The sequence below is a fragment of the Pseudomonas trivialis genome (assembly GCF_001439805.1).
Lineage (GTDB): Bacteria > Pseudomonadota > Gammaproteobacteria > Pseudomonadales > Pseudomonadaceae > Aquipseudomonas > Aquipseudomonas trivialis.
Map to the genome: position 1 here is coordinate 155,194 of NZ_JYLK01000010.1, position 23,854 is coordinate 179,047.

A 23,854-nucleotide genomic window follows, 5' to 3' on the forward strand; every position below is an offset into this window, starting at 1 on the left:
ATTCACGACAGGATTTTCACGAAGCCTTCACTTTCCGACCTATAGGGTGAGGCCTACCTACTCCAGTGAATCACTTGCCCGCCTCTCCTCGCGGGCTTTTTTTTGCCTGTGGGAAACAGCTTCAGGGCACACGCTTGGTGGCTGTCATCGTGAAACACAGCGGCAACTGCGCAGCCTGGTGCTGGTACTGGTCGTAAAGTTCCTCGCGATTGGAGTGTGGGTACTCCTGCAAATGACCGATCTGCAAGTGCGCAGCCACCGCCGCACTGATCACGCTGCCCAGGGTGTGCACATACCAGTAGGAAGTTGGCCCCTTCAAGTGCTGTGCACCCTCATAGACAATCGACTCCTGCAACACAAAGGGTTCGCGTTGAAAATATGAACTGGCAGGCAGCATCGGGTTGGTCGCACGCGGGTCGAACATCTCCAAAAACGGATGCGTTTCGTACACCACCAGCGTGCCGCCAGGCCTCAAGGTGCTCGCGACATGCCGCATGAACAGCGCCACATCCGGCATCCAGCCCAGTACACCAATGGTCACAAGAGCAATGTCGAAGCCCGCCTGCAAACGCTCGGGAAGTTGATGGACATCGGATTCGATGAACACGGGCTCATGAGGCGAGGCGCCAGCCAGTTCCCGAGCCTGCGCCAGAAATTCCACAGATTGATCGACACCTACTACAGAACGCGCGCCCAAGCCGAACAATGACAGGCTTTCGCGGCCGTTATTACAGCACAGTTGCACAATGTCCTTGCCCGCGACGCCAATGTCTTGCAGCACAGCCGTGAGGGTCGTATCAAGGCAGGAAAACCCGGGATTGGTCACCGCCTCCATTAACGCCCGCCAGGTGTCGGTATCCTTATGCAGCTTGGCGGACGCATTCCAGGCGTCCTTATTGCTGGCAATGGCCTGTAGAGCTGATGGCATCTGCATGTTTCTCCATATAACGAATACAACAGAAAATAAGCCAATCACCCGTAAGATGAAACCCTCAGCCTCGCGCGAAACTTATAGCAAGTGCCGCAGGTCATTAGCCCAACGAGCGTCCAGCCCCGTGGACGCCGCTCTCGAAGATCCTGCCGTGGCCCGACACTCCGACCTGCGCACTACCCTGTCCCTGGACAGCCTTAACTTCTTCCTGGCCGATGTGCGTGACGGTCTCGGGCCGTACCTGGCCATCTACCTGCTCGCAGTGCATAAATGGGACCCGGCCAGCATCGGCGTGGTGATGACCCTGGCGGGCATCGCCGGGCTGATGACCCAGGGGCCGGCCGGCGCGCTGCTCGATCGAACCCGCAGCAAGCGCGCAGTGATCGCCATTGCCGCCATCCTGGTGACAGCCAGTTGCCTGATACTGCCGTTTGTCAGCAATTTCAGTCTGGTGGCGCTGACCCAGGCCGCCAGCGCCGTGGCGGCTTCCGTATTTGCCCCGGCGATTTCAGCGATTTCCCTGGGGATTACCGGGCCCAAGGCCTTCACGAGGCGCACCGGGCGCAACGAAACCTTTAACCATGCCGGGAATGCGGTGGCCGCGCTGTTGGCCGGCGGCCTGGCGTATCTGTTCGGGCCGGTGGTGGTGTTTTACCTGATGGCCTTCATGGCAGTCGCCAGTCTTGTGGCGATCAGCTGCGTGCCCGCCGCAGCTATTGACCACGACGTTGCACGCGGTTTCGACCCCGCCCATCACACTGACGACGAGCAACCCTCCGGCGTGACGGTATTGCTGTCCAACCGACCGCTTCTGCTGTTCGCTATTTGTTGCGCCCTGTTCCACCTGGCCAATGCCGCCATGCTGCCACTGGTCAGCCAGAAGCTCTCGCAGATCAACCTGCAGATGGCTACGCCGCTGACCTCGGCCTGTATCGTCGCTGCGCAATTGGTAATGGTGCCGGTGGCCTGGCTGGTGGGCGCCAAGGCAGATGTGTGGGGACGCAAACCATTGCTGCTGGCCGGTTTCATTATTCTGCCGCTGCGCGGGGTGCTCTATACCCTGTCTGGCGACCCTTACTGGCTGGTGACCGTGCAATTGCTGGACGGCATCGGCGCAGGCATTTTCGGCGCGCTGTTCCCGGTGATCGTCAAGGATCTGACCCAGGGGACCGGGCGCTTCAATGTCAGCCTGGGTGCAATCTCGACGGTGTTTGGTCTGGGGGCAGCACTGAGCAGCAGCCTGGCCGGTTTTGTGGTGCAGCAGGCGGGCTACAACGCCGCGTTCCTGACCCTGGCCGGCGTCGCCGCCGTGGCACTGGCGCTGGTATGGCTGGCCATGCCGGAGACGCTGGCAAAAAAACCGACGTTTGCGGGGGTTACGACGGTCGCTTGAATAGGGGTGCAAGGTGGGGAGAGCCAGTCAGCGCTCACCCGCTGACTCACTCTGCGGTGCTTGCGAGGAATTCGCCGGCTTTGCGCACAAGCTTCCTCCACTCTCTCCCATCGATGAGGCCGCTGCTCTCCATATCATCGGCCGTCCTCAGCAATTTGAAATATTTGTCCTCAATATTCTGTTCGTTTACAACCTGGGTGTAGATCTGAGCCCAGGTTCTTACCGCAGAGCGCCGCAGTGATCGTTGCATTTTTGCACCTGATTATGTCCGCGGAGATAGAGCGCCAACCTGGGAAAATCGTTCAGCGGCGCCGCTGTCGAACCGACGAACGGTGGCACCTGGCCATTATTGATACTGCGCGCCCTTGCGGCGCATTGGTCCAAAGCCGACTCACAGCTGTTGCGCCTGCACACCGCCATACAACTGTCGTCATACCTATGCGACAATGCGCGCCATGTCTGGCATGAACCCCGCCTTCATCTCCCAGCAGCCCGGCCATCACGTCAGGTGCTGCTCTCGACTTATGCGCGTTGGATCAACAAGCTCGGACTGGAGCCAATGGAAAGGCTCCAGATGGCCCCGCCCTGGGTCCAACTCACATAAGCGCACCCCAAGCTATTGATAGGTAAAGTAATTGATCTCCACAGCTAACATCACCATGCAGTTCGGCGCCAAGCCGCTCTTCGAGAACGTCTCGGTCAAGTTCGGCGCCGGCAACCGGTATGGTCTGATCGGTGCCAACGGTTGCGGCAAGTCGACCTTCATGAAAATCCTCGGTGGCGACCTTGAGCCGTCCGGCGGCCAGGTCATGCTGGAGCCGAATGTACGCCTGGGTAAACTGCGCCAGGATCAGTTCGCCTACGAAGAATTCAACGTGATCGACACCGTGATCATGGGCCACGAGGAGCTGTGGAAGGTCAAGGCCGAGCGCGACCGTATCTATTCGCTGCCGGAAATGAGCGAAGACGACGGCATGGCCGTGGCCGAGCTGGAAACCGAATTCGCCGAGATGGACGGCTACACCGCCGAATCCCGTGCCGGTGAACTGCTGCTGGGCCTGGGCATTCCCCTGGAACAGCACTTCGGCCCGATGAGCGAAGTGTCCCCAGGCTGGAAGCTGCGTGTACTGCTGGCCCAGGCGCTGTTCTCCGACCCGGAAGTGCTGCTGCTCGACGAACCGACCAACCACCTGGACATCAACACCATCCGCTGGCTGGAAAACATCCTCACCCAGCGCTCCAGCCTGATGATCATCATCTCTCACGACCGTCACTTCCTGAACAGCGTGTGCACCCACATGGCTGACCTGGACTACGGCGAGCTGCGCCTGTTCCCGGGCAACTACGACGAGTACATGACCGTGGCGACCCAGTCCCGCGAGCAACTGCTGTCGGACAACGCCAAGAAGAAAGCGCAGATCTCCGAACTGCAATCCTTCGTCAGCCGCTTCTCGGCCAACGCCTCGAAGGCCAAGCAGGCCACCTCCCGTGCCAAGGCAATCGACAAGATCCAGCTGGCCGAGGTCAAGCCGTCGAGCCGCGTGAGCCCGTTCATCCGTTTCGAACAGACCAAAAAGCTGCACCGTCAGGCCGTCATGGTTGATCGCATGGCCAAGGGCTTTGACGGCAAAACGCTGTTCAAGGACTTCAACTTCCAGGTTGAAGCCGGCGAGCGCGTGGCGATCATCGGCCCGAACGGCATCGGCAAGACCACCCTGCTGCGCACGCTGGTGGGCGAGCTGACCCCGGACGCCGGTTCCGTCAAGTGGACCGACGCCGCTGAGCTGGGTTACTACGCCCAGGACCACGCCCACGACTTTGAAAACGACATGAGCCTGTTCGACTGGATGGGCCAGTGGACCCAGGGCGAGCAGGTGATTCGTGGCACCCTGGGCCGCATGCTGTTTTCCAACGACGAGATCCTCAAGTCGGTCAAGGTGATCTCCGGTGGTGAACAGGGCCGCATGCTGTTCGGCAAGCTGATCCTGCAAAAACCCAACGTGCTGATCATGGACGAACCGACCAACCACCTGGACATGGAATCCATCGAAGCGCTGAACCTGGCCCTGGAGAACTACCCGGGCACGTTGATTTTCGTCAGCCACGACCGCGAATTCGTCTCGTCCCTGGCCACCCGCATCATCGAGCTGAGCGCCAGCGGCGTGATCGACTTCAGCGGCACGTACGACGACTACCTGCGCAGCCAGGGCGTGGTGTTCTAAGGGGCCTCCGTGGCGAGCAGGCTTGCCCTGCGCTGGGCTGCGCAGCAGCCCTAAAACCAGACACCGCATTCTGCCAGCCAGAACGCGGTGTTTTTGATTGGGGCCGCTGCGCAGCCCAACGCAGGGCAAGCCTGCTCGCCACAACAGAAGCTCACTCGATGAGACAGGCCTCAGACGAAGTAGTTAGCCTGCTTTCATTTCCCGCCCGCCCTTGCCATGATGCAGCCACCGCCCGCCCGCGAATGAGTTGCCATGCCTGCCACCCCCTCCTCTCTGTCGATCACCCTGCAGATCGTCTCTATCGTCTTCTACACCTTCATCGCCTTTATCTGCATCGGCCTGCCCATTGCGGTGATCCCGAGCTATGTGCACGAGCAACTGGGCTTCAGCGCGGTGGTGGCCGGGGTCACCATTGCTGCGCAGTACCTGGCTACCCTGCTCAGCCGACCCTTTGCCGGGCGTGTATCGGACAACGTGGGCACCAAACGCGCGATTGTGCTGGGCCTGGCCGGCATTCTGCTCAGCGGCTTACTGACGTTTTTTGCCACGCTGGCGCAGAGCCTGCCGTCCCTGAGCCTGGGCATTCTGATTGCCTCGCGCCTGCTGCTGGGTGTGGCCCAAGGCCTGATCGGGGTGGGCACCATCAGTTGGTGCATGGGCGCCGTCGGTGCCGAACACACCGCGCGTTCGATTTCCTGGAATGGCATTGCCTCCTACGGCGCCATTGCCATTGGCGCCCCGTTGGGGGTGGTGCTGGTTGCGCACTATGGCTACACGAGTCTGGGCCTGGCGCTGTCAGTGCTGGCGGCACTCGGGCTGGTGTTGATCCGCAATAAACCCTCGGTGCCGGTGGTGCGCGGCGAGCGGCTGCCCTTCCTCGCGGTATTCGGGCGCATCGCGCCGTTTGGCGCCAGCCTGTGCCTCGCCTCGATTGGCTACGGCACACTGACCACCTTCATTACGCTGTACTACCTCAATCGCGGCTGGCCCGGTGCGGCGTACTGCCTCACGGTGTTCGGGGTGTGTTTTATCCTGTCGCGCCTGCTGTTCATTTCCGCCATCAGCCGTTTTGGCGGTTTTCGCGCCGCCATCGCGTGCATGTTCATCGAAACCCTGGGCCTGATTCTGCTCTGGCTGGCACCAACAACCGGCGTGGCGTTGCTCGGTGCCGGGCTGACCGGTTTCGGACTGTCGCTGGTGTACCCGGCGCTGGGCGTGGAGGCGATCAGGCAGGTCCCCAATAGCAGTCGCGGCGCGGGCCTGAGTGCGTATGCGGTGTTCTTTGACCTGGCGCTGGCGATTGCCGGCCCGTTGATGGGCGCCATCGCGCTGAACCTGGGTTACGGCTGGATCTTCTTCTGCGCGGCGCTGTTGTCGGTCAGCGCGCTGGGCGTGACCCTGCTGCTCAAGCGTCGCGCTTACTGATCGGCCGTCTGCAAACCGGCCCGGCTGGACTGGCCCAGCGTGTGGCTGAAAAACCGCCCGGCCTCGGAGATCAAGTCGCGGTGAATGCCCTCGCGGTCAACCCCGTCGGCATCGGTGCACACCGCCGGCATGGCCGCCAGTTGATCGCTGTCGCACGGCGCCATGAACACAAAGTGCCCGGCGCCGGCCAACAGTTTGAAGTCCGGCGGTTCGGGCAATTTGCGCGCAAGCGCGGCGGCGTTCTTGTCCACGGCCACCAGCTTGTCGCCGTCACCGCTGTAGAGCAGCACCGGCACATGCACATCCGCCAGGGTGTGGCGACCAAACATCAGGCTCAGCGGCGCCATCAGCATCAGCGCGTGGATGCGTGCATCGGCATGGGGCTGCAAATCGTCACGGTCCACCACCAGTTCGCCTTTGGTGGTACAGGCGTCGTGGTCTTCGGGGCGTTCCTGGCAATAGCGGCGCAGGCGGTCAAAGTCCGGCTTGGCCCCGGCGAGGATCAACGCGGTCTCGCCGCCCGCCGAATAGCCGATGACCCCCACCTGCTCGACATTGACGAACGGCGCCAGCATCGGGTCGCTCAGGGTGGCGGTGATCGCTTCGGAAATCTGGATCGGCCGCCCGTACAGGTTGCTCACCGTGCCCAGCCGACTGTGGTCCTTGTAGTTGTCGCCGGGGTGCAGCACCGCCACCACCACAAAGCCCTTGCGCGCCAGCGAGGTGGCCAGATCATGCAGCGCCAGCGGCGTGCCGGTGTTGCCATGGGACAGCATCAGCATCGGGAAACGCCCGATGGCGACCTTGGAATCTTCCGTGGCGCCAACGGTGTAAGCGCCCACCTGCGTGGTGTGCTCCATGCCCGTGGAGGGGTAGAACGCGACGGCTTTCATCGGCTGCTGATCCACCGGGTCGAGAAAACTCATGCGATGGAAACCCACACTCCAATAGGGGAGCGACACCGGTGCGGCCTGCACTGAAATCAGGCCGCCGAGGAGGGAAAGAGCCATTACTGCACATAGACGCATCATGGGGATGTCCACCTGTGCCGCGTGAGAACCAACATCGAATGAGAAACCCGGGTTCGTGAACCCTTGTCTGCCTAAGGTCTGCATAACCCGGGCCACATTGAAAGGACCGCACGCAAACGAAAAAACTCCGTACTCCGCTCGCGTTCAGGCGATCAGAATACAGAGTTTAAGCGCCGTGCTTCAGATTGATACCGGAGCGCGGCGAATTTTACACAAGCCTTACGCAGCGGCGAACAGTTGCTCATTGATCAGCAGGCTGGCCTCGCTCATCGCCTTGCTGCGCACGTCATCGCCGTAGGCCAGGCCTTCGGCCCGCACCACTTCGATATCGGTGATGCCGAGGAAGCCGAACAGCAGCTTCAGGTAGCCTTCATGGGCAGCGCCCGACGCCTGGCCCGCATGCAGGCCACCGGCGGTGGAGACGATGATGACTTTCTTGTTGCCGCACAGGCCTTCAGGGCCGGCTTCGCTGTAGCGGAACGTCTGGCCGGCCACCGCGATGCGGTCGATCCAGGCTTTCAACTGAGTCGGGATGGTGAAGTTGTACATCGGCGCACCCACCACCACGGCATCGGCGGCGAGGAATTCAGCCAGCGACACGGCACTCAGCTCGGCTTCGTGCTTCTGTGCGGCATCGCGCAGTTCTGCAGCGGTGCCCAGGGCGCCCAGGGTGGCGCCGGAGAAGTGGTTGATCGCGTCGCTGGCGAGGTCGCGGTACGTCACGTCCACACCCGGCTGCGCGGTCTGCCAGGCCTTGACCACCTCGGCACTGAGCTGACGGGAAGCCGAGTGGTCACCGAGGATGCTGGAATCGATATGCAACAGTTTCATGGTGGATCTCCGTGAGTGGGATCGACAGTGGCGATCAGATGGTGGTGATGCTACGCATGAAACCAATAGCCGATAAGCCCGCTAAAATGCGATAGTTTGTCCCACTGACAGGACAATAGGCGCCCGATGCAAGACCTCAACGACCTCTACTATTTCGCCAAAGTCGTCGAAGCCGGCGGCTTTGCGGCGGCCGGCCGGCTGCTGGGGATTCCCAAGTCGCGGCTGTCGCGGCGCATCGCCGAGCTGGAAGAACGCCTGAGCGCACGCCTGCTGCAACGCACCACCCGGCAACTGACGCTGACCGCCGTGGGCGAGCGTTACCTGCGCCACTGCCAGGCGATGCTGCTGGAAGCGGAAATGGCCGACGAGGCTGTGGCCAGCATGTCCAGCGAACCCCGTGGCCGCCTGCGGGTGAGCTGCCCGGTGGGCATGGCCCAGCACATGATGCCGGAACTGGTGGCCGGGTTTCTCGCGGCGTACCCGTTGGTGCAACTGGACATGACGCTCGTCAACCGCCGCGTCGACCTGGTGGCCGAAGGCATCGACGTGGCCCTGCGCGTGCGCGAGCTGGGCGATGAAGACCCGTTGCTGGTGACCAAGCGCCTGCGCCAGGCCCAGACCGTGCTGGTGGCCAGCCCAGGCTTCATGCGCGAGCGGCGGGTCAATACTCTCGAAGACCTGAAGCAGCTGCCGATACTCGGCGCACTGGAAGCCGACCGCATGGTCCATCAGCGCATTCTCGACCCACAGGGCAATGCCCACGATCTGGTGATGGAGGCGCGCCTGGGCATCGACGACTTTATCGTGCGCAAGGCCAGCGCCGTCATGGGCCTGGGCTTTACCGTGCTGCCAATGATGTATTGCGAAGAGGAACTGGCCAGCGGCCGTCTGGTGCAACTGCTGCCGCAATGGTCATTGCCGGGCGGCTGGCTGCAGGCCGTCTACCCGCACCGGCGCGGCGTGCTGCCGGCGATTCGCGCGTGGATCGATTACCTGGATGAAGGTTTCAAAGGCTGTGGAGACCGCTTGCTATGACAATGACCGAAGCGCAAGTTGCGCAGTTCTGCCTGAGCCTGCCCGGCGCGCGGGAAGACTACAAATGGGGCGGCGTGCGCGTCTTTTCGATTGCCGGCAAAAAGATGTTCGCCCTGCAGAACCTGCGCGGTGACTCGCTGGCGTTCAAGGTCGACAAGGAACTGTTCCTCGGCCATGTCGACCGCCCCGGCATCCACCCGGCGCCGTACCTGGCACGGGCGCAGTGGATCATCATGAATCTGCCCTACCCGCTCGGCGCGCAGGAACTGCGCGGCTTGTTGCAGCGCTCGCACCAGTTGGTGGTGAGCAAGCTGCCCAGGCGAACCCAGCCCGGTTTATGGCTAGAGCACTGACAACAGCGTGCCGCCAAGGAACAACTGGTCAAGCCAGAACACTTGGTGCAGCAGCACAATCACCCAGAACAGCACCTGGTAAGACACCTTGCGCGTCTTGTGCCGGAACACCTGCTGGGCAATCAGCGCGCCCGGCCATCCGCCTGCCAGTTCCACAGCGTGCAGGATGTTTTCCGGGATGCGCCGGCCTTCGCTCTGCGCCTTGCGCTTGTCGCTCCAGTACAAAAAGAACGCCATCACACTGACCACCGCGTAGGCGGCCAATGGCAGCAGGGTTTCGCCGCGCTGCCACACCAGCACCGAACCCAGCAGCGGCGCCGCGCACAACAGCGCGAACATCAGCGCTTTAAGGCGTGGGTGCTGGAGACTCATGCGTTGGCTGCCGACCAGTCGATCCAGCCGAATTGCCAGGTTGCGAGGATCAGCAGGCCGAAACCGATGCGATACCAGGCAAACGCCGCGTAGCTGTGGCTGGCGATGAACTTGAGCAGGCCCTTGACCGCAATCATCGCGAAGATAAACGAGGTGACGAAGCCGATGGCGAACACCGGCAGGTCGGCCGGCTGAAACAGGTCGCGGTACTTGTAGCCCGAGTACACCGCTGCGCCAACCATGGTCGGCATCGCCAGGAAGAACGAAAACTCGGTGGCGGTCTTGCGCGACAGGCCGAACAGCAGGCCGCCGATGATGGTCGAGCCGGAACGCGAAGTGCCCGGGATCATCGCCAGGCACTGGGCCAGACCCACCTTGAGCGCATCCTTCCAGGTGATCTCGTCGACGGTTTCGGCGTGCACCTGGTGTTCACGGCGTTCGGCCCACAGCATGATGATGCCGCCCACGACCAGCGCGGTGGCTACGGTAATCGGGTTGAACAGGTAGTGATGGATCAGGTCGGCGAAAACCACCCCGAGCACCACCGCCGGCAGGAACGCAATCAGCAGGTTGACGGTGAAGCGCTGAGCATTGCGCTGGGTCGGCAGGCCGGTGACCACATCGAGGATCTTGCGCCGGAACGCCCACACCACCGCCAGGATGGCGCCAAGCTGGATGATGATGTTGAACGCCATGGCCCGCTCACCGCCGAAATCGAGCAGGTCGGCGACGATAATCTGGTGGCCGGTGCTGGAGATCGGCAGGAACTCCGTCAGCCCTTCCACGATGCCAAGAATCAATGCCTGAATGGCGGTCCAAAAATCCATACTTCCCCCAAAGGTCATGCGCGACGGCACGCCTGGTTTCTATTTTTAAGTGGTTCATTGACGACACGACCCGGCGCTGACGCGCACCGCAGGGCTGCAAAAAATCCGTGAAAAATCAGACAGTACTCAGGTTTTGCGCTGACGGGCCGAAAGCCTATCAGACCCGCCGAAAATGTCGATGCAACACCCACAATTATAAAAAGCCCGGAGTGACAGGACGATGAACAGTTTGCGCACCATGTCGATCAGCCGCCGCCTGTGGCTGATCCTGATCGTCGCCGTACTGATGCTGCTGACCCTGGGCGTACTGATGCTCAAGCAGATCCACGACGACCTCTACCAGGCCAAGCGCCAGCAAACCCAGCACGTGGTGCAGACCGCCGGCGGCATCCTCACCTACTACCACACGCTTGAAACCAGCGGCGTCATGACCCGTGACGCCGCGCAGAAACAGGCCCTGAGCGCCGTGCGTGGCCTGCGTTACGACCATGACGACTACTTCTGGATCAACGACCTCACGCCCGTGATGATCATGCACGCGGCCAACCCCAAACTCGACGGCCAGAACCTCTCGGCGATCCGCGACCCGGACGGCTTTGCAGTGTTCAACGAGTTCGTGAGCCTGGCCAAAGCCAAAGGCGCTGGCATCGTCAATTACCGCTGGCCGAAGCCAGGCGCCGAAGCGCCGGTGCAGAAAACCTCGTACATCCAGCTGTTCGAACCCTGGGGCTGGATCATCGGCTCCGGGGTGTACGTGGACGACGTGCAGGCCGAGTTCAAGGGCCAGGTGTGGAAAGCCTCGCTGATCGGCCTGGGCATCGCGCTGGCGATGGCGCTGCTGGTGCTGTTGATCGCGCGCAGCATCGTGCAGCCGTTACAGGAGGCGGTGAATGCCATGGCCAACATCGCCAGCGGTGAAAGCGACCTGACCCGCAGCCTCGACACCCACGGGCGCGACGAAGTCACCCAGTTATCCCGACATTTCAATAGCTTTACCGCCAAGCTGCGCCTGGTGGTGGGGCAATTGCAGACCTGCGCCAACGCCCTGGGCCAGTCGTCCCTGGAGCTGGGCACCAACGCCAGCCAGGCCCATGACCGCAGCCAGCAGCAGTCGCAGCAGATGGAGCTGGTGGCCACCGCGATCAACGAAGTCACCTACGGCGTGCAGGACGTGGCGAAAAACGCCGAACACGCCGCCAGCGAGATGCGCGACGCCCAGGCCCAGGCGCAGCAGGGCCAGGTCAATATCGACAGCAGCCTGCAGCAGATCGACCAGCTTTCCGGCACCATCAGCCAGGCCGTGGACGTGATTCGCACGCTCTCCAGCGAAAGCACGCAGATCGGCGGCGTGCTGGAGGTGATCCGCTCGATTGCCGACCAGACCAACCTGCTGGCGCTCAACGCCGCCATCGAAGCGGCACGCGCCGGCGAGCAAGGCCGCGGCTTTGCCGTCGTTGCCGATGAGGTGCGGCTGCTGGCCCAGCGCACGCAGACATCCACCGCCGAAATCCAGGCCATGATCGAACGCCTGCAAGGTCACTCGGACGCGGCGGTCAAGGTCATCAGTGACAGCCACAGTGCCTCGCAACTGACCATTGAGCAGGCCGGCCAGGCCGGTGCCAGCCTCACCGCCATCGGCCAGGCGCTGCACAACCTCAACGGCCTGAACGCGTCGATCGCCAGCGCGACCCTGCAGCAGGCGCAGGTGGTGGAAGACATCAACCAGAACGTCACCCAGGCAGCGGACCTGTCCCAAAGCACCGCGCGGGCGGCCGAACAATCCAGCTTGGCCAGTGCGCAGTTGCGCGGGTTGAGTGAACAACTCGACAGCCTGCTGCGCCAATTCAGGATCTAGTGTCACCGTTTAGAGTGGCTGTGTTTTGTAGATCAGCGACCTCTGGGTACAATCACCGCCCTCTTCCACGCTCCCAAGGTACCGCCATGTCCGGGCTTGAATTGTTCGCCGCCGCCCTGGGGGTGATTGCTGTCTGGCTGACGGTCAAGCAGAACCCCTGGTGCTGGCCCATCGGCCTGGTGATGGTGCTGCTCTACACCTGGGTGTTCTACGACGTGAAACTCTATTCCGACATGCTGCTGCAAGTGGTCTACGCCGCGCTGCAAGTGTATGGCTGGTGGCAGTGGACCCGCGCCGGCGAAGTCAGGCAGGGCCGCCAGGTGACCAGCCTCAAGGTCCCGGCAATCCTGGCGAGCCTCGCGGTTGGCGCGCTTGGCAGCCTGCTGCTCGGCGCCGCCATGGCGCACTGGACCGACGCCGCGCAGCCCTGGCTGGATGCCGCCCTCACCGGCTTCAGCCTGGTGGCGCAGATGTGGATGGCGCAGAAACGCGTGCAATGCTGGCCGCTGTGGATAGCGGTGGATGTGATCTTCGTCGGACTGTTTCTCTATAAAGGGCTCTACCTCACGGCCGCGCTCTACGCGCTGTTCACCGTGATCGCCGTGCAAGGCTGGCGTGAATGGCGCGCCGACCCGGCGTTGCGCCCATGAAAGTGGTGGTGTTGGCGGGCCCTGAGTCCAGCGGCAAAAGCTGGCTGGCTACGGAGTTGCATCGGCATTTTGGCGGACTGATGGTGGGCGAATACGTGCGCCACTTCATCGATCACCACCAGCGCGACACTACCCTTGCGGACATACCGACCATCGCCCGTGGCCAACTGGCCTGGGAAGACGCGGCACGTGCCCGGCAGCCGCACCTGTTGATCCTCGACACCCACCTGCTGACCAACCGGCTGTGGAGCCTGACCCTGTTCGGCGACTGCCCCGCCTGGCTGGACGAAGAACTGCTGGCCCGTCACTACGACCTGCACCTGCTGCTGTCCCCCGAAGACGTCGACTGGACTGCCGACGGCCAGCGCTGCCAGCCGGCACTGGCAGACCGTCGCGCGTTTTTCCAAAGTAGTCTGGACTGGATCGAACGGCACCGGCAGCCCGCCCTGGTGATTCGCGGCCAATGGGCAGCACGCCGCGCCGAGGCGTTTGCCGCCGTCCATCAATTGCTGGATCAGCCATCTCGCCCCTAGGCGCTCGCTCCTTCGCCTACCGACCATCGGACCGACGCAGTCCGCCTGCCGCATCGCCAGTCAACCTACTAAAGGAGATTGGCCCATGAACCTGCGCATCGTTGCCCGCCTGATCAATTTGCCCGAAAACCGAGCCGTGCGTGTGCAAACGGCGGCCCACCCACTGTTGCTGCTGCGTATCGGCAACCAGGTGCGTGCCTTCCAGGCCGACTGCCCCCACGCCGGCGCACCGCTGGAAGACGGCGTGATCTGCAACGGGCACCTGATCTGCCCCTGGCACAAAGCCGCCTTTGCCGTGGACAGCGGTGCCGTCGTGGAACCACCGGCACTGGTCGGGCTCAGGCAATACCCGGTGCAGGTGAATGCCGGCGTGGTCAGCGTCGGCGACCAGCCCATCGCGCCTGAACCGCCGGCTCCACGCCTCGACGCACGCTGCTTCGCCGTCATTGGCGCGGGCGCTGCGGGTACGGCGGCCGTGGCCACTCTGAGACGTGAAGGGTTCGCCGGGCGCCTGCTGTGGATCGACCGTGAGGCGAATCCCGCCTACGACCGCACGGCCTTGAGCAAATTCGTGATCAGCGGGGAAATGGCCGCTGAAGACACCCCGCCGCTGCTGGAGGAACACAGCTTCGCCGACCTCGGCATTCACGGCGAAGTCAAACGCCTGGACGCCGCCGCCAAATGCATCGAACTGGTGGACGGGCGCCGCTTCGACTACGACGCCGCGCAGGTCGCCAGCGGCGGCGCAGCACAGCCTTTGGACATCCCTGGCGCGGTACTGAGCAATGTGTTCGTGCTGCGCAGTCGCGACGACGCCGCGCGCATCGCCGACGCCGCGCAGTCAGGCGCATGCGCAGTGATAATCGGCGACAGTTTCATCGGCCTCGAAGCGGCCTCGGCGCTGCGCCAGCGCGGGCTGGTGGTGCAAGTGGTCAGTCGTCACGAGGTACCGCTGGCGGCGCAGCTGGGCCGACGTATCGGCGCAGCCCTGCGCCAACTGCACGAAGACAACGGCGTGATCTTCCACAGCAACACCGAGCCCGAGCGCTTCGACGGCCATGGCGCCGTCAGCACCGTGCTGCTCAAAAACGGCAAGCGACTGGCCGCCGACCTGGTGCTGATGGGCGTCGGCGTCAAGCCTGCCACTGCCTTCGTTCACGGCGTCAGCCGCACGGACGACCAGTCATTGAGCGCCGACGCTCAGTTGCAACTGGCACCGGGATTGTGGGCCGCCGGCGACAACGTCACCTTCGCCTGGCACCAGCAGCCGGTGCGCATCGAACACTGGCGCCTGGCCCAGCAACTGGGCGTGCTGGCCGCGCGCAACATGCTCGGCGATGCGCAGGCGTTCAGTGAGGTGCCGTTCTTCTGGACTTACCACTTCGGCAAGACCTTCGAGGTGCTCGGGCATGCGCAACACTGGAACCGCCTGCATCTGGTAGGCGACCTGCAACGCCACACCTTCATCGCCCTGCTCTGCCGCGACGATCAGGTCGAGACGGTGATCGCCTGCCAGTATCAGCAGGCCATGGCGCGTCTGTCCCGGCGCATGCGCCAACCGCTGGGCAAAACCGAAGCGCTTGAGCTGATCCGTCAGACCCGGCACTGACCTGTGGGAGCGGACTTGCCCGCGAAAGCGGTGGGCCAGGCAACATCAATGTTTGCTGGGCCGACACGTTCGCAGGCAAGTCGAATCGTCGCACCGCAGCGCTTATCAAACACAAAATAACTTATTGATTTTAAAACCTGAAGTTTCAGGCAGCCACATTCCTGTGGCGAGCGGGGCTTGCCCCGCGTCGGGCTGCGCAGCAGCCCCAAAACCCTGTTCTGCGTAGTGTCAGGTACACCGCGTTTTCTTTGATTGGGGGCGCTTCGCGCCCCAACGCGGGGCAAGCCCGCTCGCCACAGAGGCTCCAGTTTGCTGCGCGACAGCGCTACGTCGAAGACTTGGCGGAGCCTCCCACATTTGATCGTGTTTACACTCCCCTATTCCGGTCGGCTGTCAGGCCGCCGCGCTTTTGCTTTTTGATCTGGAGCGCCCCGTCAAACACGCTTGCCAAAGGGCTCCCGTCAGTAACCCAGCGACAGCCCGGTAGTGCGGCGCGGGTCATTGGCGCCATAGAAGCGGTTTTTCCCCACCGGCTTGCCGTCCAGAGACGGCGCGCCCACCAGGATCGCCGCGAGGTGGTTGGCGTCCTGCGGGCCGGCAAACGTGTGGCCCCAGCTTTCAAGGATCCTGCGCGTGTCCGGGCTGACCGCGAAGGTCTCGAGGTTGGTGGCCGGCGGCATCCACTGCTGGTGGAAACGCGGCGCGTCCACGGCCTCCTGAATGTTCATCCTGTAGTCGATCACATTGAGGATCGTCAGCAAGGTCGCCGTGATAATGCGGCTGCCACCCGGCGTACCCACCACCATCACCGCCTTGCCGTCTCTGGTCACGATGGTCGGGCTCATGGACGACAGCGGCGCCTTGCCGGGGGCAATGGCATTCGCTTCGCCCTGCACCAGGCCATACATGTTCGGCACGCCGACCTTGACGGTGAAGTCATCCATTTCATCGTTGAGAATCACCCCGGTAGTGCTGGCCATCACGCCGGCCCCGAACCAGTCGTTGAGGGTGTAAGTGACGGACACCGCATTGCCCCACTGATCGACGATGGAATAGTGGGTGGTGTTATTGCCTTCGTGGGGCGACACGCCTGGCTTGATCGCCTGGGAGTCGCCGGCCTTTTGCGGCTCGATGGCGGCGCGCAGTTTGGCGGCGTAGTCCTTGTCCAGCAGGTGGGCAATGGGATTTTTGACGAAATCCGGATCACCCAGGTAGCTGTTGCGGTCCACATACGCGTGGCGCATCGCTTCGATCTGGTAGTGCAGGCCCTGGGCCGAGTGATAGCCCAGCTCGGCCATCGGGTAACCTTCGAGAATGTTCATGATCTGGCAGATCACCACGCCACCGGAGCTTGGCGGCGGCGCCGAGACCACGTGGTAGCCGCGGTAATCGCACTCGATGGGCGCCAGTTCGCGGGTTTTGTAGTTGTCCATGTCGGCCTGGGTGATGATGCCCTTGCCGGCCTGGCTGGAATCCACTAAAGCCTTGGCTACCCAGCCCTTGTAGAAACCGTCGGCGCCCTTGGCGGAAATCGCCTTGAGGGTCCTGGCCAGGTCCTTCTGCACCAGCTTCTGCCCAACCTGCAGCGGTTGGCCGTTGTGCAGGAAAATGCCGCGCAGGTCCTTGTCCTTTTCGAACTCGCCGGTGGCGGTGTGCAGCAGGTCGATATCCCCCTGCTCCAAAGCGAAGCCGTTTTCCGCCAGTTTTATCGCCGGGGCGATCACCTGGGCGCGCTTGAGGGTGCCGTATTTGCTCAACGCCAGCTCCATGCCCGACACGGTGCCAGGCACGCCCACGGCCAGATGGCCCTTGGCGCTGAGGCCGTCAATGACGTTGCCGTCCTTGTCCAGGTACATGTTGGCGGTGGCCGCCAGCGGGGCTTTTTCGCGAAAATCGAGAAAGGTCTTGCGCCCGTCGGCCAGTTGCACGGTCATGAAGCCGCCGCCGCCAAGGTTGCCTGCGGCCGGGTACACCACCGCCAGCGCATAGCCGACGGCCACGGCCGCGTCCACCGCGTTGCCGCCGGCCTTGAGTACATCCACGCCCACGTGCGTGGCCAGATGCTGGGCCGTGACCACCATGCCGTTTTCACCGACGACCGGGGCCTGGGACGCGGCCTGCACCGCGCTGACGGTGAAGACGAGGGAGGTGGCGGTGGCGATCAAGGTGCGGCTGAAGGGTTGGTAGTTCATCCATGGGTACTCGGCTGATTGAGATGCACCAAATTAGCCCTTCCCGACGCCGATCCCCAGCGCGGTGGCGTTTTTAGTACAGAACCTGTCGGGGATAGAACCTGCGTGCTCGCGCCTGCGCTAGAATCGCCGCCATTGTTTGTCCGCCCCCCTGACACGAGCCCGCCCATGCGCTTTGATTTCGATACGATCCACGCCCGCCTCGGTACCGGCAGCACCAAGTGGAACCGCTACCCGCACGACGTTTTGCCGATGTGGATCGCCGACATGGACATCGCCGCACCACCGGCCGTGCTGCAAGCCCTGCACGCGCGGCTCGACCAGCAGGTGCTCGGCTACAGCGTGGCCGGCCCGGACGTGCGCGAGGCGATCATTGCCGACCTGTGGGCCAAGTACGCCTGGCGCGTCCAGCCCGAAGAGCTGCTGTTTTTGCCCGGCGTCGAACCCGGCTTCAATATGGCGCTGCACGGGTTTGTGCAACCGGGCCAGCCGGTGGTGCTGCAAACCCCCAATTATCGGCCGATCCGCCTGGCGCCCGGCCACTGGAATCTGCCGCGCATCGAAGTGCCGTTCGTGCTGGTCGACGGCGAATACGTCACGCCCATGCGTGCCATGTGCGAGGCGCTGAAGGGAGCCGGCGCCTTGCTGCTGAGCAACCCGCACAACCCCATCGGCAAGGTGTTCCCCCGCGAAGAACTGCTGGCACTGGCCAACGCCTGCCTGGAAAACGGCGCGCTGATCATCTCCGATGAAATCCACGCCGAGCTGTGCTTCGATGGCCGCCGCCACATTCCCACCGCCAGCCTCAGCCCCGAGATTGCCCAGCGCACCATTACCCTGATGTCGGCCAGCAAGGCCTACAACGTGGCCGGTCTGAAGACCTGTTTCGCCGTGGTGCAGAACGCCCAGGTACGTGAACACTTCAACAATTCTCGTTGCGGCATGGTCGACAGCGTCAGCCCCCTGGGCCTGGAAGCCACCCGCGCCGCCTACAGCCAATGCGGCGAGTGGCTTGACGCACTCAAGCAGTACCTGCAAGCCAACCGCGACTACCTGCTCGACGCGGTGAACACGCGCTTGCCCGGCGTGAAGATGCACGCGCCACAAGGCACTTACCTGGCCTGGCTGGATTGCAGCGCCCTTGGCCTTGAAGACCCGCAGCGGTTCTTTCTGGAGCAGGCCAAAGTCGGCTTGAGCGCCGGTATTGAGTTCGGCGATCACAGCCAGCAGTTCGTGCGCCTGAACTTCGGCTGCCCACGGTCGATGCTCGAGGAAGGCCTGCAACGCATGGAACGGGCCTTGCGCTAAAACCCGTGGACCTCTGTGATCTCCTGTTGTGGCAAGCCCGCTCGCCACGGCACATGTGAGCGCCTGCATCAATGGGGTGCAGGCCCTCACAATTTGGCGATGGACACTTCCGTCGACTTCACAAATGCAATCACCTCGCTGCCCACCTTCAACTCCAGGTCACGCACCGAGCGGGTGGTGATCACTGAAGTGACGATGCCGGATGCGGTCTGCACGTCGATTTCAGACACCACTTCCCCCAGCAAAATCTCTTTGATAACGCCCTTGAACTGGTTGCGCACGTTGATCGCTTTAATGGTCATGTCGGCTTTCCTGTTGGCTGTTGGGGTCAATCCGCACGAATGCGCAGGCCCTCAAAATGCGCTAGCGACCAAAAAATAAAAAGGAATATATAAGTATTTATTTATACCATAAGGATATATGAAGGATGTTCGCCTGCCAGCAATAGATCATCAAACTGCGGTCAATGTGACCCAGAACCGCGTGCGCGCCTGCACCTCGAACCCCAGGGTTTGCGCCAGCAGATTAAGAATGCGGTCGGTGTCTTCCAGGCGGAAACTGCCGGTGACCCGCAAGGCTTCCAAACGCGGGTCCCAGCGCAGCACGCCTGGGCGGTAACGCTCAAGCTCACGCAGGAAGTCGCCCAAGGGCTGGTTCTGCGCGGTCAGCACACCGTCGCGCCAGTCCGGCTGCGTCACATCGAACGGGGCCGTGCGCCCCAGGCCAGCCGCGCTCAGCGGGGCCTGCTCACCTTTGTGCAACGTCGCCGTCTGCCCCTTCAGATCACGCACCTGCACCGTGCCCTGGAGCACCGACACTCGGCAACCACTCGCCAGTTGCCGCACACACACGTCGGCCTGGCTGACCCTCAACCGCCCGTAGCGCGTCTGCACCTGCAGGGCTGACGGCCCCGGCACGTTCAACGCCAGCTCGCCCTCGACCAGGGTGAGATGCCGCCGCGCCAGGTCCACATCCACCGCCGTGGCGGTATTGAGTTGCAGGCTGGCGCCCTCGGCCAGGGGCAGGCGCCTGCGTTCGCCGGTGGCGGTATGCAGGTCGGCGCGCCAGGCTTCGATGGGCAGCTGTCGGCTGATCAGCCAGGCGGTCGGCACCAGCACCGCCACCCCCAGGGCGCGCTTGAGCACGGCGCGCCGGCCTGGCTGCGCACGGTCGAGGCTGGCCAGCGCCAGCGCCTGGGGCAACTCGCTGAACCGCTGACGCAGAGACTGCGCTTTCTGCCAGGTCTGTTCGTGTTGCGGATGGCTGTCGCGCCATTGCTGCAACGCGGCGTGATCGCCCTCGGTGGCTGCGCCCGATTCCACCAGCGCCAACCAGTGCGCCGCCGCCCGCGCGACCTCGCGGCTCATTCGTCCACCAGCAGGCAATGTTCATAGGCCTGGGCCATGTAGCGCTTCACCGTGCGCTCGGACACCTGCAGCCGCTCGGCGATCTCGCGATAGCCCAGGCCCTCGAGCTGGCTCCACAGGAAGGCGCGGCGCACCGGCGCGGGCAGCCCGCCGAGCAGTTCGTCCAGTGCCTGCAGGGTTTCCAGCAGCAGCCAGCGCTGTTCGGGCGACGGCACGCAGGCTGGCGGCAAACTGGCCAGGGCATTCAGATACGCCTGTTCCAAGCTGCGCCGCTGATGAAAGTTGACCAGCAGCCGCTTGCCGACCGTCACCAGGTACGCGCGCGGCTCCTGCATCTGCGCAATCGGCGGCGCGCTGGCCAATACCCGCAGGAACGTATCCTGGCTCAGGTCCGCCGCATCCCAGGCATTGCCCAGGCGCCGCCGCAGCCAGCCTTCCAGCCAACTGCGATGATCGCGATACAGGCTCGACAAGGTCGGTTCGAGGGCGTGCGTGGGGACAACGGCATCATTCATGGCAAACCACCTGCACGGCGCGATTGAGTCTCAAATGAGATTCATTCTATTTAATATCGCGCTGGCATACCACGATCTTTTAAACAGACCGTTTAGGAATCGGTCTGGAAAGTTGTCTTTACTATTTGTCTTGTTATGGATATTTTATCCAAGTACTGGATAACCACCTTGATCGGCGAGGTCTCATGAAGACTGTCCACACCCGGGACGCCGCTGCGCCCGCAGGTCATTATGCTCAGGCTGTGGGCCACAACGGCACGCTGTATATCTCCGGCCAACTGCCGGTCAGCCCGGACGGCGGCCATAACTTCGCGGCGTCATTTGCCGAACAGGCGCAGATTGCGCTGGGCAATCTGCTGGCCATCTTGCACGCCAGCGGCGGCACCCCGGCGGATTTGCTCAAGGTCACGGTGTACGTCACCGGCATCGCGCACTGGCCGGAGTTCGACCGCCTCTACGCGGCCGCGCTGGGCGAGCATCGCCCTGCCCGCGCGGTGGTGCCGGTGCCGGCATTGCATCATGGTTATCTGATCGAGATCGAAGCGGTGGCGCGCTATTTGGCGTAGGTGTAGACCGCCGCGCGCGACACGCCCAGGTGCGACGCGACGGTCTCCATGGCACGGCGAACGTCCATGCAGCCCGAGTCCTTGAGCTCCTGCATCAGCAGGCGACGATCAGCAGCCTTGAGGGCGCGGGGGGTGGTGGCCAGGCGGGCGGCGAATTGATCGATGCGCGCACGGATGGCATCCGCGCCGGACGGGTCGAGGGACTCGCCCGGTGTGTCAGCGCCGACGCTGCCGAACTGTTCGAGCATGCCCTGCAAGCCACGGAACAGCGACAGGTCGACATTCATGCACAAGGCGGCGACGTACTGGCCGCTGGTGTCCTTGATGCCGATCGAGGTGCTTTTGACCTGGCGCCCGTCGCGAAACTGGTTCTGGTAATTGGCGATGACTTGCGGGTAATCGGGATCGGCGATCCGCGCCAGCCCGAGCTCGGTGGCCGGGTCATCGGGCTGGCGCCCGGAGAGGTTGTTATGGATGGCCAGGATCGCGTGCTGTGGGTCGCGCAAGTCGTGCAGCACCACTTCACAGAAGGGGCTGAAGGTCTTGCTCAAGCCTTCGGCAATCTGTTCGAGCTGGCTGATCAGGTGAGTGTGTTCGAGAGAGAGGTTTTTCATGCAAGACAACATATCCAGTCCTGGACAGGCCGTCAATTTGGCTGCCGTCCCCCTTTGTGGAGCTGCAACCATGGACACCCCTGCCGCACTGCTCGACACGGTCAAACTGCAGCGCAATATCCAGCGCATGCAGCAGCGCGCCGACAGCCTGGGCGTGCACCTGCGCCCCCATGTCAAAACCCATAAATGCGCGCCAGTCGTGGCCGCGCAGCTCGCCGCCGGCGCTCGCGGCATCACCGTGTCGACGCTCAAGGAAGCCGAGTACTTTTTCGAACTGGGTATCGAGGACATTCTGTACGCCGTGTGCATTGCCCCGCACAAACTGCCCCAGGCGCTGGCATTGTGGCGCCGTGGTTGCGCGCTGACGCTGATCACCGACAGCCTTGCCGGAGCCAGCGCCATCGTCGATTTCGGCAAAGAACACGGCGCGACCTTCGCGGTGATGATCGAGATCGACTGCGACGGCCACCGCTCCGGGGTCAAGCCGCAGGCCCCGCTCTTGCTGGACATTGCCGCCGTGCTCGGCGACAGGCTCGCCGGCGTCATCACCCATGCCGGGGAAAGCTACGGCCTTGACACCCCCGACGCCTTGCAGGCCATCGCCGAACAGGAACGCGCGCGCTGCGTTGAGGCCGCCCAGCGCATTCGCGCCAGCGGCCAGCCCTGCCCCCAGGTCAGCGTCGGCTCCACGCCCACTGCGTTGTCGGCGGCGAACCTGGACGGCGTCACCGAATTGCGCGCCGGCGTGTACGCGTTTTTCGACCTGGTGATGCACAACATCGGCGTATGCCGCCTCGACGAACTGGCCTTGAGCGTGCTCACCACGGTCATCGGCCACCAGCCGGAAAAGGGCTGGATCATCACCGATGCCGGCTGGATGGCCATGAGCCGTGACCGTGGCACTCAATCCCAACAGCACGATTTCGGCTATGGCCAGGTCTGTGATGAGCACGGCGAGCCCATCGCCGGCTTGCTGCTGGGCAGCGCCAACCAGGAACACGGCGTGGCGCAATTCGCGCACACCGACCTCGACGTGGTCACCCGCTTTCCACTCGGCACACGCCTGCGCATCCTGCCCAACCACGCCTGCGCAACAGGCGCCCAGTTCGGCAGCTACAGCGCGCTGCTGGAGAACGGCCAACGCCAGGACTGGCCTCGCCTGCGAGGCTGGTAGAACGACGATCCAATCAATCTGACTCGGTCTTTGTGGAGGCCCCGCCAAGTCTTCGACTTGGCGCTGTCGCGCAGCGAACTGGGGCCTCTGTGGCGAGCGGGCTTGCCCCGCGTTGGGGTGCGAAGCGCCCCCAATCAACAAAAACGCGGCGTACCTGACCCTGCGCAGAACAGGGTTTTGGGGCTGCTGCGCAGCCCAGCGCGGGGCAAGCCCGCTCGCCACAGGAATGTAGCTGCCTGAAACTTCAGGTTTTACATTCAATAAATTATTTTGTGTTTGATAAAAGCTGGCTTGCCTTAATGCCAGTCAGTTAAGCGCGCTTCCACGATTGATCCATTCCCATCACCCCAAAAACAACCGAACCTTGCGCTCCAACTGATCCAGATGCCGATCCCGCTGCTTCTCCGCATCCACCATCGCCCGCTTGCCATGCTTCTGAAGCAGGTACGCATGAATCTGCCGCACCTCCAGCGAGCCATAGATGGACGCCACATCCAGCACCCCCATCAACCCATCCGTGCCGTAATCGCGGGTATTCATCACCACCTGCGTTCCGCGCGCGCCCAGCACCTGAAACCCCATGGCCTCAAACACCGCCACCTTCTCGACCGCACACCCCAGTTCCACGTGGGGATAACGCGCCAGCACTTCTCCCATCATCGCGCGTCCCACCCCCTGCCGCCGCCGACCGGCCTGCACCGCCATAAAGGCCACGCCGCAGGCCTCGGGGTCATTTTTCACCGGCAGGTACAGCAGAAAACCGATGACCTTTTCCGGATCGTTATCGTCGGTGGCCACGATCAACTCAACCGCAATGCCCTTCTCACCGTTCAATGCCTCCAGGTACAGGTGCACCTCAAAGCCGATGGCGTACTGATAGAGGTTGTAGAGCAGATTGCTCGGCGGCAGCGCAACGCTGCTGATGTCGGTAAGGTTGTCCACCACCATCTGCACAATCTGGCTATTGACCGGCTCGGGGCACGGCGTGGTGTAGCGGGTAAGGCTGAACATGCACATTCCTGGGATTCAACTTCAAGGCTGGCGCAATTGT

23 protein-coding genes and 1 pseudogene are annotated in these 23,854 nt (G+C 63.0%); 13 read left to right on the forward strand and 11 right to left on the reverse strand.

What is annotated here, in order from left to right; translation table 11 throughout:
- Positions 1-121 precede the first annotated feature (121 nt).
- Positions 122-934 carry a class I SAM-dependent methyltransferase gene (locus TU79_RS16055; protein ID WP_057008886.1) on the reverse strand — a complete coding sequence of 271 codons (813 nt, stop codon included), beginning with the start codon at positions 932-934 and terminating at the stop codon, positions 122-124.
- Between the two features lie 148 nt (positions 935-1,082).
- Here TU79_RS16055 and TU79_RS16060 point away from each other — a divergent pair, with 148 nt between their 5' ends.
- The 3 genes from TU79_RS16060 (at position 1,083) to TU79_RS16075 (ending at position 5,971) form a co-directional block, all read left to right on the forward strand.
- Complete coding sequence (locus tag TU79_RS16060; RefSeq protein ID WP_057008928.1) at positions 1,083-2,324, forward strand: MFS transporter; 1,242 nt, start codon at positions 1,083-1,085, stop codon at positions 2,322-2,324.
- A gap of 635 nt (positions 2,325-2,959) precedes the next feature.
- Positions 2,960-4,546 carry an ABC-F family ATPase gene (locus TU79_RS16070; protein WP_082638529.1) on the forward strand — a complete coding sequence of 529 codons (1,587 nt, stop codon included), beginning with the start codon at positions 2,960-2,962 and terminating at the stop codon, positions 4,544-4,546.
- 252 nt (positions 4,547-4,798) lie between these two features.
- Positions 4,799-5,971 carry an MFS transporter gene (locus tag TU79_RS16075; protein ID WP_057008889.1) on the forward strand — a complete coding sequence of 391 codons (1,173 nt, stop codon included), beginning with the start codon at positions 4,799-4,801 and terminating at the stop codon, positions 5,969-5,971.
- On the opposite strand, the gene TU79_RS16080 is transcribed toward TU79_RS16075, so the two are convergent.
- Both TU79_RS16080 and TU79_RS16085 read right to left on the reverse strand, forming a co-directional pair.
- Positions 5,965-7,002 carry an alpha/beta hydrolase family protein gene (locus tag TU79_RS16080; protein WP_057008890.1) on the reverse strand — a complete coding sequence of 346 codons (1,038 nt, stop codon included), beginning with the start codon at positions 7,000-7,002 and terminating at the stop codon, positions 5,965-5,967. The genes TU79_RS16075 and TU79_RS16080 overlap by 7 nt on opposite strands.
- Positions 7,003-7,221: 219 nt before the next feature.
- Positions 7,222-7,833 carry an FMN-dependent NADH-azoreductase gene (locus TU79_RS16085; RefSeq protein ID WP_057008891.1) on the reverse strand — a complete coding sequence of 204 codons (612 nt, stop codon included), beginning with the start codon at positions 7,831-7,833 and terminating at the stop codon, positions 7,222-7,224.
- A 126-nt stretch (positions 7,834-7,959) separates the two neighbouring features.
- On the opposite strand from TU79_RS16085, the gene TU79_RS16090 reads away from it, so the two are divergent.
- On the forward strand, positions 7,960-8,868 hold the full coding sequence (locus TU79_RS16090) for a LysR substrate-binding domain-containing protein (protein WP_057008892.1): 909 nt from the start codon (positions 7,960-7,962) through the stop codon (positions 8,866-8,868).
- 2 nt (positions 8,869-8,870) lie between these two features.
- On the forward strand, positions 8,871-9,221 hold the full coding sequence (locus tag TU79_RS16095; RefSeq protein WP_057008893.1) for an MmcQ/YjbR family DNA-binding protein: 351 nt from the start codon (positions 8,871-8,873) through the stop codon (positions 9,219-9,221).
- Here TU79_RS16095 and TU79_RS16100 read toward each other — a convergent pair.
- A complete protein-coding gene (locus TU79_RS16100; RefSeq protein WP_057008894.1) occupies positions 9,210-9,593 on the reverse strand; it encodes a DUF1294 domain-containing protein in 384 nt (127 codons plus the stop codon). The genes TU79_RS16095 and TU79_RS16100 overlap by 12 nt on opposite strands.
- Entirely contained in the window at positions 9,590-10,420 is an 831-nt protein-coding gene (locus tag TU79_RS16105; RefSeq protein ID WP_057008895.1) for an undecaprenyl-diphosphate phosphatase, read from the reverse strand. Before TU79_RS16105 ends, TU79_RS16100 begins: the two co-directional genes overlap by 4 nt.
- A 310-nt stretch (positions 10,421-10,730) precedes the next feature.
- Here TU79_RS16105 and TU79_RS26975 point away from each other — a divergent pair.
- From TU79_RS26975 to TU79_RS16125, 5 genes and pseudogenes are all read left to right on the forward strand, one after another.
- Positions 10,731-11,417: pseudogene (locus TU79_RS26975) on the forward strand (cache domain-containing protein); the annotation flags it as partial.
- Between the two features lie 123 nt (positions 11,418-11,540).
- Entirely contained in the window at positions 11,541-12,275 is a 735-nt protein-coding gene (locus tag TU79_RS26980) for a methyl-accepting chemotaxis protein (protein ID WP_414896193.1), read from the forward strand.
- An 86-nt stretch (positions 12,276-12,361) separates the two neighbouring features.
- Positions 12,362-12,925 carry a nicotinamide riboside transporter PnuC gene (gene pnuC, locus TU79_RS16115; RefSeq protein ID WP_057008897.1) on the forward strand — a complete coding sequence of 188 codons (564 nt, stop codon included), beginning with the start codon at positions 12,362-12,364 and terminating at the stop codon, positions 12,923-12,925.
- Positions 12,922-13,458 (forward strand): AAA family ATPase, encoded by a 537-nt coding sequence (locus tag TU79_RS16120; RefSeq protein ID WP_057008898.1) that lies wholly within the window; start codon positions 12,922-12,924, stop codon positions 13,456-13,458. The genes pnuC and TU79_RS16120 overlap by 4 nt, the downstream gene beginning before the upstream one ends.
- A gap of 85 nt (positions 13,459-13,543) precedes the next feature.
- Positions 13,544-15,067: an FAD-dependent oxidoreductase gene (locus tag TU79_RS16125; protein WP_057008899.1), complete on the forward strand. Its 1,524-nt coding sequence runs from the start codon at positions 13,544-13,546 to the stop codon at positions 15,065-15,067.
- 461 nt (positions 15,068-15,528) lie between these two features.
- Here the strand turns inward: TU79_RS16125 and ggt are convergent, their stop codons facing one another.
- A complete protein-coding gene (gene ggt / locus TU79_RS16130) occupies positions 15,529-17,259 on the reverse strand; it encodes a gamma-glutamyltransferase (protein ID WP_057008900.1) in 1,731 nt (576 codons plus the stop codon).
- A 168-nt stretch (positions 17,260-17,427) separates the two neighbouring features.
- Here ggt and TU79_RS16135 point away from each other — a divergent pair, with 168 nt between their 5' ends.
- Positions 17,428-18,567 carry a MalY/PatB family protein gene (locus TU79_RS16135; RefSeq protein WP_057008901.1) on the forward strand — a complete coding sequence of 380 codons (1,140 nt, stop codon included), beginning with the start codon at positions 17,428-17,430 and terminating at the stop codon, positions 18,565-18,567.
- A gap of 86 nt (positions 18,568-18,653) precedes the next feature.
- Here the strand turns inward: TU79_RS16135 and TU79_RS16140 are convergent, their stop codons facing one another.
- The 3 genes from TU79_RS16140 to TU79_RS16150 all read right to left on the reverse strand — a co-directional run bounded on the left by TU79_RS16140 (position 18,654) and on the right by TU79_RS16150 (position 20,449).
- Positions 18,654-18,869, reverse strand: a complete 216-nt coding sequence (locus TU79_RS16140) for a TOBE domain-containing protein (RefSeq protein WP_003173733.1) — start codon at positions 18,867-18,869, stop codon at positions 18,654-18,656.
- 150 nt (positions 18,870-19,019) lie between these two features.
- Complete coding sequence (locus TU79_RS16145; RefSeq protein WP_057008902.1) at positions 19,020-19,934, reverse strand: FecR domain-containing protein; 915 nt, start codon at positions 19,932-19,934, stop codon at positions 19,020-19,022.
- Positions 19,931-20,449: a sigma-70 family RNA polymerase sigma factor gene (locus TU79_RS16150; RefSeq protein WP_057008903.1), complete on the reverse strand. Its 519-nt coding sequence runs from the start codon at positions 20,447-20,449 to the stop codon at positions 19,931-19,933. Before TU79_RS16150 ends, TU79_RS16145 begins: the two co-directional genes overlap by 4 nt.
- Before the next feature lie 185 nt (positions 20,450-20,634).
- Between TU79_RS16150 and TU79_RS16155 the strand changes: the two genes are divergently transcribed.
- Positions 20,635-21,015 carry a RidA family protein gene (locus TU79_RS16155; RefSeq protein WP_057008904.1) on the forward strand — a complete coding sequence of 127 codons (381 nt, stop codon included), beginning with the start codon at positions 20,635-20,637 and terminating at the stop codon, positions 21,013-21,015.
- On the opposite strand, the gene TU79_RS16160 is transcribed toward TU79_RS16155, so the two are convergent.
- Complete coding sequence (locus TU79_RS16160) at positions 21,003-21,629, reverse strand: helix-turn-helix transcriptional regulator (RefSeq protein WP_057008905.1); 627 nt, start codon at positions 21,627-21,629, stop codon at positions 21,003-21,005. The two genes, TU79_RS16155 and TU79_RS16160, sit on opposite strands and share 13 nt — an antisense overlap.
- Positions 21,630-21,699: 70 nt before the next feature.
- On the opposite strand from TU79_RS16160, the gene TU79_RS16165 reads away from it, so the two are divergent.
- Positions 21,700-22,803, forward strand: a complete 1,104-nt coding sequence (locus tag TU79_RS16165) for a DSD1 family PLP-dependent enzyme (RefSeq protein WP_057008906.1) — start codon at positions 21,700-21,702, stop codon at positions 22,801-22,803.
- A 342-nt stretch (positions 22,804-23,145) separates the two neighbouring features.
- Here the strand turns inward: TU79_RS16165 and TU79_RS16170 are convergent, their stop codons facing one another.
- On the reverse strand, positions 23,146-23,814 hold the full coding sequence (locus TU79_RS16170; protein ID WP_057008907.1) for a GNAT family N-acetyltransferase: 669 nt from the start codon (positions 23,812-23,814) through the stop codon (positions 23,146-23,148).
- Positions 23,815-23,854: the final 40 nt, after the last annotated feature.

Bases quoted from the DNA above. Each gene is read 5' to 3' on its own strand.
- TU79_RS16055 (WP_057008886.1), bottom strand. From the start codon at position 934: ATGCAGATGCCATCAGCTCTACAGGCCATTGCCAGCAATAAGGACGCC.
- TU79_RS16075 (WP_057008889.1), top strand. From the start codon at position 4,799: ATGCCTGCCACCCCCTCCTCTCTGTCGATCACCCTGCAGATCGTCTCT.
- TU79_RS16080 (WP_057008890.1), bottom strand. From the start codon at position 7,002: ATGATGCGTCTATGTGCAGTAATGGCTCTTTCCCTCCTCGGCGGCCTG.
- TU79_RS16085 (WP_057008891.1), bottom strand. From the start codon at position 7,833: ATGAAACTGTTGCATATCGATTCCAGCATCCTCGGTGACCACTCGGCT.
- TU79_RS16090 (WP_057008892.1), top strand. From the start codon at position 7,960: ATGCAAGACCTCAACGACCTCTACTATTTCGCCAAAGTCGTCGAAGCC.
- TU79_RS16095 (WP_057008893.1), top strand. From the start codon at position 8,871: ATGACCGAAGCGCAAGTTGCGCAGTTCTGCCTGAGCCTGCCCGGCGCG.
- TU79_RS16100 (WP_057008894.1), bottom strand. From the start codon at position 9,593: ATGAGTCTCCAGCACCCACGCCTTAAAGCGCTGATGTTCGCGCTGTTG.
- TU79_RS16105 (WP_057008895.1), bottom strand. From the start codon at position 10,420: ATGGATTTTTGGACCGCCATTCAGGCATTGATTCTTGGCATCGTGGAA.
- TU79_RS26980 (WP_414896193.1), top strand. From the start codon at position 11,541: ATGGAGCTGGTGGCCACCGCGATCAACGAAGTCACCTACGGCGTGCAG.
- pnuC (WP_057008897.1), top strand. From the start codon at position 12,362: ATGTCCGGGCTTGAATTGTTCGCCGCCGCCCTGGGGGTGATTGCTGTC.
- TU79_RS16120 (WP_057008898.1), top strand. From the start codon at position 12,922: ATGAAAGTGGTGGTGTTGGCGGGCCCTGAGTCCAGCGGCAAAAGCTGG.
- TU79_RS16125 (WP_057008899.1), top strand. From the start codon at position 13,544: ATGAACCTGCGCATCGTTGCCCGCCTGATCAATTTGCCCGAAAACCGA.
- ggt (WP_057008900.1), bottom strand. From the start codon at position 17,259: ATGAACTACCAACCCTTCAGCCGCACCTTGATCGCCACCGCCACCTCC.
- TU79_RS16135 (WP_057008901.1), top strand. From the start codon at position 17,428: ATGCGCTTTGATTTCGATACGATCCACGCCCGCCTCGGTACCGGCAGC.
- TU79_RS16140 (WP_003173733.1), bottom strand. From the start codon at position 18,869: ATGACCATTAAAGCGATCAACGTGCGCAACCAGTTCAAGGGCGTTATC.
- TU79_RS16145 (WP_057008902.1), bottom strand. From the start codon at position 19,934: ATGAGCCGCGAGGTCGCGCGGGCGGCGGCGCACTGGTTGGCGCTGGTG.
- TU79_RS16150 (WP_057008903.1), bottom strand. From the start codon at position 20,449: ATGAATGATGCCGTTGTCCCCACGCACGCCCTCGAACCGACCTTGTCG.
- TU79_RS16155 (WP_057008904.1), top strand. From the start codon at position 20,635: ATGAAGACTGTCCACACCCGGGACGCCGCTGCGCCCGCAGGTCATTAT.
- TU79_RS16160 (WP_057008905.1), bottom strand. From the start codon at position 21,629: ATGAAAAACCTCTCTCTCGAACACACTCACCTGATCAGCCAGCTCGAA.
- TU79_RS16165 (WP_057008906.1), top strand. From the start codon at position 21,700: ATGGACACCCCTGCCGCACTGCTCGACACGGTCAAACTGCAGCGCAAT.
- TU79_RS16170 (WP_057008907.1), bottom strand. From the start codon at position 23,814: ATGTTCAGCCTTACCCGCTACACCACGCCGTGCCCCGAGCCGGTCAAT.